This is a genomic window from Nocardia farcinica, assembly GCF_029867845.1.
Taxonomy (GTDB): domain Bacteria; phylum Actinomycetota; class Actinomycetes; order Mycobacteriales; family Mycobacteriaceae; genus Nocardia; species Nocardia farcinica_A.
Genome location: NZ_JARWRU010000940.1, coordinates 1 through 10,923, shown reverse-complemented (window position 1 = coordinate 10,923; position 10,923 = coordinate 1). Strand labels below are relative to the sequence as shown.

13 protein-coding genes and 1 pseudogene are annotated in these 10,923 nt (G+C 67.4%); 9 read left to right on the top strand and 5 right to left on the bottom strand.

The genetic code is table 11. The features are described from left to right. Nucleotides 1-485 precede the first annotated feature (485 nt). On the top strand, nucleotides 486-1,112 hold the full coding sequence (locus tag QH283_RS20775) for a nuclease-related domain-containing protein (RefSeq protein WP_280504646.1): 627 nt from the start codon (nucleotides 486-488) through the stop codon (nucleotides 1,110-1,112). Between the two features lie 69 nt (nucleotides 1,113-1,181). On the opposite strand, the gene QH283_RS20770 is transcribed toward QH283_RS20775, so the two are convergent. After that, entirely contained in the window at nucleotides 1,182-1,541 is a 360-nt protein-coding gene (locus QH283_RS20770; protein WP_280504645.1) for a hypothetical protein, read from the bottom strand. 8 nt (nucleotides 1,542-1,549) lie between these two features. On the opposite strand from QH283_RS20770, the gene QH283_RS20765 reads away from it, so the two are divergent. Both QH283_RS20765 and QH283_RS30365 read left to right on the top strand, forming a co-directional pair. Further along, a protein-coding gene (locus tag QH283_RS20765) for an IS5 family transposase (protein ID WP_280504644.1) occupies nucleotides 1,550-2,349 on the top strand; the annotation gives its coding sequence in 2 pieces (ribosomal slippage) (nucleotides 1,550-1,895 and nucleotides 1,895-2,349; 801 coding nt in all). 524 nt (nucleotides 2,350-2,873) lie between these two features. After that, nucleotides 2,874-3,125, top strand: coding sequence for a DUF3892 domain-containing protein (locus QH283_RS30365; RefSeq protein ID WP_050768389.1), 252 nt, complete (start codon nucleotides 2,874-2,876; stop codon nucleotides 3,123-3,125). A 154-nt stretch (nucleotides 3,126-3,279) separates the two neighbouring features. Here QH283_RS30365 and QH283_RS20760 read toward each other — a convergent pair whose 3' ends face one another. After that, on the bottom strand, nucleotides 3,280-3,702 hold the full coding sequence (locus QH283_RS20760; RefSeq protein WP_280504643.1) for a hypothetical protein: 423 nt from the start codon (nucleotides 3,700-3,702) through the stop codon (nucleotides 3,280-3,282). Nucleotides 3,703-3,943: 241 nt separating this feature from the next. Between QH283_RS20760 and QH283_RS20755 the strand changes: the two genes are divergently transcribed. Then, a complete protein-coding gene (locus tag QH283_RS20755) occupies nucleotides 3,944-4,240 on the top strand; it encodes a hypothetical protein (protein ID WP_041561591.1) in 297 nt (98 codons plus the stop codon). A gap of 52 nt (nucleotides 4,241-4,292) precedes the next feature. Here the strand turns inward: QH283_RS20755 and QH283_RS20750 are convergent, their stop codons facing one another. Continuing rightward, nucleotides 4,293-5,522 (bottom strand): hypothetical protein, encoded by a 1,230-nt coding sequence (locus tag QH283_RS20750; RefSeq protein ID WP_228822196.1) that lies wholly within the window; start codon nucleotides 5,520-5,522, stop codon nucleotides 4,293-4,295. 129 nt (nucleotides 5,523-5,651) lie between these two features. Here QH283_RS20750 and QH283_RS20745 point away from each other — a divergent pair, with 129 nt between their 5' ends. Next, nucleotides 5,652-6,011: a hypothetical protein gene (locus tag QH283_RS20745; protein ID WP_011212423.1), complete on the top strand. Its 360-nt coding sequence runs from the start codon at nucleotides 5,652-5,654 to the stop codon at nucleotides 6,009-6,011. 804 nt (nucleotides 6,012-6,815) lie between these two features. On the opposite strand, the gene QH283_RS20740 is transcribed toward QH283_RS20745, so the two are convergent. Both QH283_RS20740 and QH283_RS20735 read right to left on the bottom strand, forming a co-directional pair. After that, a complete protein-coding gene (locus QH283_RS20740; RefSeq protein WP_041561594.1) occupies nucleotides 6,816-7,064 on the bottom strand; it encodes a hypothetical protein in 249 nt (82 codons plus the stop codon). 451 nt (nucleotides 7,065-7,515) lie between these two features. Beyond that, the gene (locus QH283_RS20735) at nucleotides 7,516-7,818 is read right to left on the bottom strand and encodes a hypothetical protein (protein WP_127516425.1); all 303 of its coding nucleotides are present in this window, start codon (nucleotides 7,816-7,818) and stop codon (nucleotides 7,516-7,518) included. 52 nt (nucleotides 7,819-7,870) lie between these two features. Between QH283_RS20735 and QH283_RS20730 the strand changes: the two are divergent. From QH283_RS20730 to QH283_RS20715, 4 genes and pseudogenes are all read left to right on the top strand, one after another. After that, nucleotides 7,871-8,524 (top strand): annotated as a pseudogene (locus QH283_RS20730) (Tn3 family transposase); the annotation flags it as partial. A gap of 91 nt (nucleotides 8,525-8,615) precedes the next feature. Next, nucleotides 8,616-9,017 carry a MerR family transcriptional regulator gene (locus tag QH283_RS20725; RefSeq protein WP_006438312.1) on the top strand — a complete coding sequence of 134 codons (402 nt, stop codon included), beginning with the start codon at nucleotides 8,616-8,618 and terminating at the stop codon, nucleotides 9,015-9,017. Next, nucleotides 9,014-10,015, top strand: a complete 1,002-nt coding sequence (locus tag QH283_RS20720) for an alkylmercury lyase family protein (RefSeq protein ID WP_006438313.1) — start codon at nucleotides 9,014-9,016, stop codon at nucleotides 10,013-10,015. The genes QH283_RS20725 and QH283_RS20720 overlap by 4 nt, the downstream gene beginning before the upstream one ends. Before the next feature lie 130 nt (nucleotides 10,016-10,145). Next, nucleotides 10,146-10,923: site-specific integrase (locus QH283_RS20715; protein WP_280504642.1), on the top strand; the 778-nt coding region annotated here is incomplete at its 3' end.

The following is a 10,923-nucleotide window of genomic DNA, read 5'->3' as shown; positions in this document are numbered from 1 at the left end:
CCCCGGTCCCGAGTGCCGCGAGGCTTGCGGCGCAGGCGATTGCGAAGGTGTGGCGGCGGATTCGATTGGTGACCATGATGTCGTCCTCGTGGTGTCGGATGCCGTTGTCGGCCTGACATCAACGATTCCGCAGCCGGTGCGGGCGGAGAACCCACCCCAGGGCTGACTCCGCTCCACCTCAGGCCCCTCCCGGATCACCCGAAGTGGTTGTCCGGCAGCACGAATCGAAGCTCGGACCCGCCCGCACCCTTCCCGTGCGTCGGGCTGGTCCCATTCGTCTGTCCGAACCAGGTGGCACGCGGTGCGGGCCCACCCGGACGGGAGCCGCGGCGGACGAACACCACCCCCGAGTCTTGCCATGTGTTCTTGTAACGTATTGTGCGCGAACCACTTACGGTGGCATGCGCACCGTGCCACACTGATGGCGATGTCGGTGAGCAAGACCGGCCCGACCAGTTCGGGCAGGTCGATCGGGGGAGGTCACTGTGCTGCTGCTGGTCAACCGCGAATCGGAGTTGTCGTCCGCCGAAAAGCGGTTCGCCGAGTGGGTCCGGTGGAGCCCGGCTCAACCCGGCGTGGCCGTGCTCAACGTCAGCGTCCCTCATCGCGGACGCAGCCGACAGCTCGACGCACTGGTCTGGACCAGGCAGCGGTGCATCGCGTTGGAGATCAAAGGCTTTCGCAGTCCGCAGCACGGCACGGTGGTTGTTCCGCCGAACGGGCCCTGGTTGATGGATGGCGGCCGGATCGCCGACATCTATGGCAATACCCACGACCACGATCCCCTCAGCCAGGTCCGCACCAACGCCCTGGCGATGAAGGACTGGGTAGCCCGGTCTGGTCGTCGGAGATGTTTCGTGTACGGCCTGGTCGTGGTGATGCTGCTACCCGGGCAGAACGTTCCGGCACTGGATGCCCGGGCCCACCCGGAGAAGACCGACATCATCATCGAAGACTTCGATGTGTTCCGCTACTACCTGCACCGTCTCGAGAAGCAGAAGGCGCAGTGGAACGCCGAGCAGGTCCACACTCTGTTGACCCGGCTCGGCGTCGCGCACCTCTACGGGGACCGCGAGGATCTGATCGCGACGGCGCTCGGCGAACCGATGTGACTGCTCGCAACCAACTCGGCCGGACCGCGCCGGTCGCCGGCTGCGCCACCCGGCGCGCACCCGATGCCGTCAGCGCGGCTTGCTGATCAGATCCTTGGCCCGGTCCATCATGGCCGCGAACGGCCCGGCCAGCACATTGGCCTTGGCCGATTCCACGCCCGGGTGGGGCCGGGTCGGCGCCATCGCCTCGGCCAGTTCCACGGTGCTGCGCAGACGCCGCAATTCCTCGCCGTCGATCTCGGCGCGCAGCCGGTTGAATTCCTCGGTCTCCTCGTGCTCGGCGTGGGTGAGGACGGCCTGGCGCAACGCGGCGAGGCGGGTCTCGAATTCCGCCGAGCCCACGTCCACCGATTCGAGGTCGGTGAGCTGTTTCTTGGAGTTCCTAACAGGATCTGCTGGGTGGCGGCGAACAGAGTTGTCGTGCAGCATGTTTCGTCGTGGCGGCACCCTGGATCGTGGACGACGAGTTGTGGGCGGTTATCGAGCCGCTACTACCGGTGAAACCTGCGGGGACACCGGGACCTGCACAGATGGACCCACGGCTGGTATTGCAGGGCATCTTGTTCGTGTTGTTCACCGGTATCGGGTGGGAAGACCTACCCCAGGAACTCGGGTTCGGATCCGGGATGACCTGCTGGCGCCGGCTACGCGACTGGCAGGACGCCGGCGTGTTCGAGAAGATGCACCAGCAGATGCTGGCCCGCTCCCACGCGGCCGGACTGATCGATTTCGACCGGGTCATGGTCGACGGCTCCCACATCCGAGCGAAAAAGGGGGCGCCGCGACCGGCCCGTCCCCGGTCGACCGCGCCAAGACCGGCTCGAAGCACCACATCCTGACCTGCGCCAACGGGTTCCCGCTCGCAGTGACGCTCTCCGCGGCCAACGTCAACGACCACCTACTGCTGCCCGAACTCCTCGACCGCGTCCAACCACTGCGCGGACGCTCCGGCCCGCCGCGCCACCGCATCAAGACCCTGATCGCGGACAAGGGCTACGACTACCCCCGCGTCTACGAGGAACTGCGGCAACGTCGCATCACCGGCCACATCCCACGACGAGGAACCCGCGACAAGGTCACCGCGGGACGCTGGATCGTCGAACAAACCCTCGCCCTGCTCCACCAATTCCGTCGCCTGGCCGTCCGATGGGAACGCCGTACCGACATCCACCACGGATTCCTCGACCTCGCCGCAGCCCTCATCTGCTGGCGACGACTCAGCAACCGAACCAGATAGGGGCTCATAGTTATCAGGCAACAGTCTCCGATGGCATCGCGCGGCGCCCGGTGTCCCAAATCCGCCCCGCAGACAGCCGGTGGCGACGCCGGCGCGGTGCAGGGCGTCGATCTGGTGGTCGCGGTTCTGCTCGGCGGTGGAGACCCGCCCGTATCCGATCAACAGGAGGAAGAAGCATGGGAGTCCGGGCGCCGGACGCGGAAAGGCCAATGCCGAGCGACTCGGGCGGGAGAAGTTCGCGCGGAGGCGCACCGCTGCCGGACCGCCGAGACGACGCAGCCTGAACCCCTTCCTGCGGCGCCCCACCACCCGCACGCGCCGTCACCTCGTCGGCATCACCCCACTCGGCAATCACCACACCGGCATCGTCGGACCGGAGCACAGTCCGCCCCTGGCGTGGTCGCGGTCGGCTCGCAGTTAGCAGCGTGTCCATTGTTGTCAGACGTAACTGCTATGACAGGGCAGTCGGGAACCTGTGTGGAGCAAAGGAGTAGAAGGTGGCGGTTTTGTTCACTCATCGGCGTATGTCGCCCGGGGGGACCAGAAACGAGCACATCACCCACGTGAAGTGGCGCCAAGAGCACGATGGGGAGACAGGTTTCATGACCAAGCCGCAAGCGGTGGAGTGGCTGGACGATGGCAACAGAGCCTTCGTACAAGGCCCGCACTCCCGCGTGGAAGTCGGAGTGGTACGCGAAGCCGGAAAAGAGCCGTACCTGAGGACCCATGCCAACGGTAAGTGGGACGACAACCTCTTGTCTCTCCCGTTGTTCTAACTCACGGCGATGGTGAGCACGGGCTCGGGCACGACGTGGTAACTGTCGACGACGAAGCCGACCCCCACCTGGTGAGACTGCATACGGCCAGCCTTCACGACGAAAACCGCCCCGCTTCCGAGACGGAAGCGGGGCGGTTGCGTGTGGGGCCAGGCTACATGCGGATCCCCAGGACCGAGGCCATGCACCACTTGAGGATGCCGCCGCCGACCGGGCCCAGGCGCGGGATCCATGCCTTGGCGGCCGCAACCGCGCCGCCGGGGCCGCCGAACATGAAGCCGGCGACGATCGGGGCGGCGACGAAGCCGAAGCCGCCGAGGCATCCGGCGAATATGGCCGTGTCGGCCGCCCAGTTCCGCTTCACCGGAGTCACTTCCGGCCGCAGGTTGGCGAGCGCCGGGGCGGCGACGGTCTCCGCGGCCGCCTCCTGCGTGGCGCCGAGCGGTTCGCCGACCACCTGCGACACCGCCGGAGCGGTGGGGGTGGTCGGTGCGGCGATGGCGGCGGTGGTGCCGCTGAGCAGGATCGCCGCCGTGCTCACGACGGTGATGCTGGCCTTACGGATGGCGCTGGTCATTGCTGGCTACCTTCCTTCTGGCGGAGGTCGAGGTGTGGTTCCGCCGTCGTTCCGGTCGCCGGTGCGCGACCGTGAACTACAACATATTTGTATTACAAATATACGTCAAGTGTGTCTATCAAGATGCTTTGCTGTTGATGAGACAAGCGGCTCGGGTGTACATATTCAGGCAGGTTGTAGGCCATAATGGACGTATGACCACTTGCGAGTGATCGCGGCGACTCGACGAAGGGATGACGCCATGCGCGGCGAAGGGAAGAGCAAACCGGCCGGGAAGACCAAGACCTTGCAGGTCCGCGTCGACGAGGAGACAGCGCGGCATTTCGCTGCGATCGCGCGGGCGCGGCGGATGACCGAGTCCCAGCTGCTGCGCGCGACGATCTCGGAGATGCTGCGCAGTTCGGAGAGCAATGTCGATGTGCTCAAGGCCGAGCTGCGGGCGGAGTTCGAGGCGGCCGAGGCCGCGCTCGATGAATTGAGCTCGGAGTCCAGGCAGGCCGCCGTCGCGGCGGGGTCCCGTCAGCGGTCGACTCGCTAGGAGCCTCGCCACGGGGGACACGGAGACGATCGTGAGGGCGGGATACTCACGATCAGGGGCAGCTCTTGAGCACATAGACCGGCATGGCCGTCACCAGGACCGGGCTGTTGCCGTCCCGGACCAGAACGTTGATCGGGCGCAGATTGTAGCCGCAGAAGAACAGGGCGGGATCGGAGCTGACGGCGAGCTCGAACTGGTAGACGATCTCGCCTTCTTCGTCCATCGCGACGGGGGTGTAGGTCGTGGCCAGCTGCAGGGCGCCGATGCCGGGGGCGGCGTTGGCGTCGTTGACGAGCATCGTCGTGCCGGGCGTGATCGTCAGTCCCGCATCGAGCCCCAACGCCAGCTCGATGTTCTGATCGGTGCCCAGGGCGGGATCACGCCAGCCCAAGTGGATCTCGGCTCTCAGCCGGTGATCGACCCCGGTCACGAACGCGTCGTCGGGAAGGTCTCCGGCGACCGACTGCATGCGGGGATGGGGCTGCTGCTCGCTTTCGTGGACGAGCACACGGGCCACCACATTCGGCACCGCCGGCCCGACATAGGTTTCCGGGAACCCCGGTGGGAGCGCGATCTCGGTCGCGGTGACGATGTCCGGGTTCTCGGTCGGGCCGTGCGAACTTCCCGCAAGATAGCCAGCGACAATCCCCGCGATCGCCAGACCGGCGGTGAAGGCGAGCCTTGTCGGCAGGCTCAGGCCGTTGATGCGCCGCTCGAGCAGGGCCACCTTGTTCTTGATCCGGCCCGGCGGAAGGATGCTCTGCAGGGAGAACGGGTCCGGCACAGACGCTTCGGGAATCGTGAAACGGCGCAGGACATCGACCAGCGCGGGCACCGCGGTCTGGGCGCTGTAGTCGTCGTGGGGAATCACTTCCGCCAGGCAGTGGAAGTCCCGGGTCGCGGCCGGGTGAGTGGTCGGCTCCATCGTCGCCGAGTTCGGCCCCGCGGCCGTTTCCACGACCAGGGTGGCCAAGATCAGCGCCGCGCCCTCGATGTAGGTCAATCCCAGAGCGACCAATCGGGGATCCCGCAGCTCCAGCGCCGGGTCCAAGACGATCTCATTGCCTCGGCGAAGCATCATGAACGCCACGTGCCCGCCCAGCAGGAGAGGCCAATCCGGCAGGTTCCCGCCCGACTCCTTCTCCATCCCGGCATTCAAGCGTGCGGTCTCCATCGCGGTGCTCAACACCGCCACATCGATGGATTCATGAGTCACTGTGTCCGGGAGACTCACTATCTCAAGGACTTTCAGTGCCAGCGTCTTCAGCTTGGCAGTGTTCATCTCGACCACCGCGCCATAGTAGTGGCGGGTCACATGCCTGTCGGCGGTCTTCGTAACGCCCGACCCCTCCCCAGCAGATCATTCATGCAATACCGTAATACATTCATCAATGCAACGGAGAGTGCAGACATGTCCGAGAGCCGTCCGAGAACAAAGATCCTGACCGTCTTAGGTACCGTCGCCGCGGCCGCCCTCTGCACAGCTTTTCTCGGCTGCCCCACCGCGGCCGCCGCCGACGTGCCACTGGACTTGCACGCCCAATGCGCAACCCAATACCCCGAAACCCCCCACGCCTACGCCGGCCACCCCATCCTGATCGCACCCGGCAACGCCTACTCCTGGCGCTGCGAACAACCCTCCAAACTGCCCGGCGGCGGCCTGCTCTCCAGCCTTTTCCTCGACACCGACGCCTTCTGCGTCAACAACCGTCTAGGCCACGCGCTCGCCCTCGACACCGACAACCCCCACAGCTGGGTCTGCCGCCAATAACCGGCACACCGCCGCCACCATCTCCAGCGCAGGCAATCGGACTCCTGATCCGACGCCCGGAGGCTCCAACGCAGGCCCGGCCCGGTATTCGACGCCGACCGAACGCATCCCAGGTCTCAGCCTAGAGGCTTGGGACTCAGCTCAGCAGGCCGCTCAACAGGTCGATGAGACGCACAACCGTCTCGATGCGCTCGATGAAGGTGCCTGTGGTGATCACAACGCGTCCCGCTCGGCGCAGCCTCTGCCTCCACCTGCCATGAGGGTTCGCCGGGCTGGCGTCAGAAGGCTCGGGATCACCGGAAGGTGCTGGTGTTCGGTCGTTATCGGACATGAGCGGGCACCGTAGACAGGTGGGGTGCAGCGACCGATCCGACGAGAAAAGTGACAGTTCGCGCAGTGCCGGGACATCCGGGCTCCTCAGCAGAAGGATCTCGCCCGGCCAGAGGCCAGCAGCAACAGCGCCACCAACAAGAGCCTGCCTACCGAGCCGCTACACCCCTGTGCGGTCCGATACAGGATTTATCCCCGCGCTCCAGCGACCCCGACCATCCGAACTACTCGCCTTGTAAGCGAAAGGGCGTCGTTGGTCCGGTCGAACCGGGTGCCGAAAACGTCTGCATCACTCGTAATGAAAAGGTCGGCAGTTCGCCTCTACTACCGGTCTCGGGCCAGGCTCCTCTGTGGCAGAGTGCCTGGCCGGAGGCCAGTGACAGGTGTACGCGAACACGATAACCGCCGCGTAGTAATCGAAGTCTTTGCCACCTCCGACACGCGGAGGCGTGCCCCGGAGCGGGGACGGCTCGGTCAGAAGGTCGGGAACATGGCTCCCTGAACCCAGACGACCGCGGCAACCGCGGTCGGCGGCAGGCTGAGGACGAACTGGTTGCCCTCGTTCTGGGACAGGACGATCCTGAGCCAGCCGTTGTCCTGCGGGACCGCGGCGTCGACATCGACGTGGCAGATCGTTGGGCGGTTGCTGTCCCACTGGAGCGGGAGCGTGTGCGGCAAGGACGCGGCGGCTTCGGGGGTCAGGTAGACGCGTTCGTTCGACATGAAGCCACACGATAGGAGCGCGGGCCGAACACGCCCCGGCATCCCAGGGCGTGTCCATGAGCAGTGCCGTGGATGGTCGCAAGCCCGGTAGCTGGTTGAATGTCTTCGCCACACCTGCCTGCCCTTCGGCCGCCCTGGCTCGGCGCAGGTGTGGTGTTCGGATACCGGCAGCGTCGCCGGGCGCGGTCAAGCACCCGGCCCATCCGGCGACGCTGCACCGATCGACATTTCTTCCGATCGGAGACAGCCCCCACCGGCTGACCTCGCCCAGCGGGCGTGGAGATCCGCGGTGTCGGTCACCTTCCGCCCGACCGTTGTGCAGCTGTCGCTGCGTTCAGGCAGGCCCTGCAGCACAGGGATCGTCGGCGGCGGCACCGGCCTCGCGCTCAGGGCCGCATCAGGCTCCCCCGGCCAGAGGACATCCCGCCCGCTCAGTCCTGAGCCTCGGCCTTCATCGCGGGCGAGTCACCGGCCGGGGACCGCACAAGCCCGTGCTGCCTGTGCTGCTGCCACTGCCCGGCTCCACGGTGCAGGCGAGTATGTCCTTGTAGATCCCGGGGGTGCCGGGATCTGCGGTGATGACGTGCGGGGTTGCAGCACCCGGGGCGGGGGTTTGCCCTTCGGCACCGGCGGAGGCGGTGGTCATGATGGTCGCCGCAGCGATGGCCGCGAGGGCGGCGACGGTGCGATTGCGTGCTGTCGGATTGTTGAACATGGCAGGTGCGCTCCGTTTCGGCGTGAAGAGTTCCACCAAGGTAGCGACTATGAAGTGTTTCAGTTTCGAAAAGGATGCCCCCGGTTCTGGGGGCCGGATCACCCTGTACCGGGCGGCGCCGCGAGCCCAGGTCGAGTCCGCGTTCCCGCACGCGGGCCCGCTTTTGACCCGGCGGTGCAATCTCGATCTGATCGCCGAGCACTACGACGACCTGCTCCGGCTGGCCGGGTCGCTGAAGTTCGGGCACGCCACCGCGTCGCTGCTGGTCGGCAAGCTGTCGGCGTCGGGCCGGCAGAACGCCCTCGCGGCGGCGCTCAAGGAGTACGGGGCGCTGCGGCGCACGATCTACGCCGCCCGGTATCTGTCCGACCCGGGCTATCGACGCAAGATCTCCCGCCAGCTCAACAAGGGCGAATCCCTGCACGCGCTCCGCCGCGACCTGCTCTACGCGCATGAAGGAACCGTGCGCGCGAGGCACCTGGAGGGACAGACCGAACAGGCATGGTGCCTCACGTTGGCGACCAACGCCGTCATCGCCTGGACCACAGAGTATTACGGGCTGGCGGCCGAACAGATGCGGCGGGCCGGGCGGCGCATCGACGACGAGGTGCTGACGCACATCTCCCCGGCCCACAGCGAGAACATCAACTTCTTCGGCGCCATCGAGGTCGACATCGACGCCGAACTCGCCCAGCTCGGCCCCACCGGGTACCGGCCGCTGCGCGTGCGCGACACCCTGTTCTGACCCGGGGGAAACCGAGAGACACCCAGCCGAGAGGATCCGGCGGCTGCGCGGCCTTGACCCTGTACTCGGGTACAGGGTTGAGAATGTGTGCATGCGGACCGGTGAGCTGGCAGCCAGGGCGGGGATCAACGCGCAGACCCTGCGCTATTACGAGCGCCGTGGTCTGCTCGCGCGACCGGCGCGGTCCCCGGCAGGCTACCGCAGCTACCCCGACGAGGCGGTCGCGGTGGTCAGGTTCGTCAAACGATCCCAGGAGCTGGGGTTCACCCTCGACGAGGTCGCCGAACTGCTGCGGCTGGCCGACGGCGGCCCCGACGACTGCGACACCGCCCGCGCACTGGCCGAGTCGAGGGTTGCCGAGCTGGAACGGCGTATCGCGGACCTGCAGCGCATGCGCGGCTCGCTGGCAGAGTTGATCGCGACGTGCGAGCTGCCCCGCAACCGCCGGTCCTGTCCGATCCTGACCTCGCTGCACGAAGGAGACCACCCGTGAAACTGGAAATCCTCCAGGTCCCCGACTGCCCCAACGTGGCGGTACTCGAACAGCGCATCCGGCAGGCGACCGCCGGCCAGCCGGTGCAGCTCGAGATCACCCGCCGTGTGATTGACGATCCCGGCCGGGCCGCCACCGCGGGTATGACCGGATCACCCACCCTGCTGGTCGACGGCTGCGACCCGTTCGCAACGCCGGGCCAGGTCCCGAGCCTGTCGTGCCGCCTCTACCCCTCCGACACCGGGCGGCTCGACGGCGCACCCTCGGTCGCCGCGTTGCGCGCCGCGTTGCGGCTCGTCCCGGACGGCACCGCGGCACTCGGGGACGACACCGCATCCTCATGCTGCACCCCACCCGCCGCCGAATCTCCGGCAACAGTGCTCCGCGCCTGGCGCGCCGCCGCGCAACCGGCAGACCCCACCGAAAAGGCTGTGCACCAGGCGATCCTGCGTGCCTTCGCCACCGATGGGCAGGCGCCGACCGGTGACGATCTGACCGAGATGGCCGCCGGGCCCGACGTGCCGGTCGAGCAGCTACTGCGCCGCCTGCACGACGCCGACATCGTCCGCCTCGACGCGACCGGGAGCATCGCGGCGGCGTATCCATTCTCGGCCACACCGACGCCGCATCGAGTCCGGATCGCTGGTGGAGCCACGGTTTCGGCCATGTGCGCGGTCGACGCGCTCGGTATGGCCGCGATGCTCGACACGCCGGTGACGATCACCTCCGCCGACCCGGTGACCGCCGACCCGATCACGGTCACCGTTGACGGCGGGCACGTCACCGCCGACCCGGCCACCACGGTCGTCTTCGTCGGCGCACAGGCCGGCCCAGGCCCGTCCGCCGACACCTGCTGCCACTACCTCAACTTCTTCACCGACCGCGCCAGCGCCCAGGGCTGGGCAGACACCCACCCCGGCATCGGCGGCGTTATCGTCGAACTCCCCGACGCCCACCACCTCGGCACCACCATTTTCGGGCACCTGCTGCACAGCTGACCGCACCCGGGCGTGCCACGGATAACACCCTGTTATCTGTGGCACCATGAAACCCGGCCTGCGACGACTCCGCTCCGGCGGTGCGCGAAGCGGCCCTGTTATCTGTGGCAAGCAGGCCAGGGAGGTCACAATGTTGTCGTCCGGGATCACCGTCCGCGCCGCCGGCGACGGCTTCCTCGACTCGATCCGCTCCCCGAACACCCGCCGCTCCTACGCCATCGCCGTCGATAAGACCACCGCCAGGCTCGGCGAGGCCCGGCCGCTGGCCAATGTCGCCGACGACGAGATCGGCGAAACCCTGGAAACTTTGTGGGGCGAGGCGGCGGTCAACACCTGGAACGCCCGCCGCGCCGCGGTCGCGTCTTGGCTGGCGTGGTGCCGCGAGCACGGACACCTCGCCCCGGCGGTCCCCGCGTGGGTGAAACGCTCCACCCCGCCGGACTCGGCCACCCCGGTGCGCTCGCGCACCGCGATCGACCGGCTCATCACCCGCCGCGACATCGACCTGCGGGAGAAGACGCTGTGGCGGATGCTCTACGAAACCTGCGCCCGCACCGAGGAACTGCTCCAGGTCAACATCGAAGACCTCGACCTGGCCGGGCGGTGCTGCCCGGTGAAGTCCAAGGGCGCCAAGCCCCGCACCCGCCGCCGCGGTGCCACCCACCACGAGTACGCGCACGAGCTCGTGTACTGGGACGCGGGCACCGCCCGGCTTCTGCCACGCCTCACCAAGGGCCGCACCCGCGGACCGCTGTTCGTCACCCACCGCCGACCGGGCCCCGGCAAGGCCGCCGCCGACCGGGACATCTGCCCCGACACCGGCCTGGCCAGGTTGTCCTACGGCCAGGCCCGCGCCGTGCTGGATGCCGCCACAGCGACGAAAGGCCCCGGCACCGGCTGGGACCTGC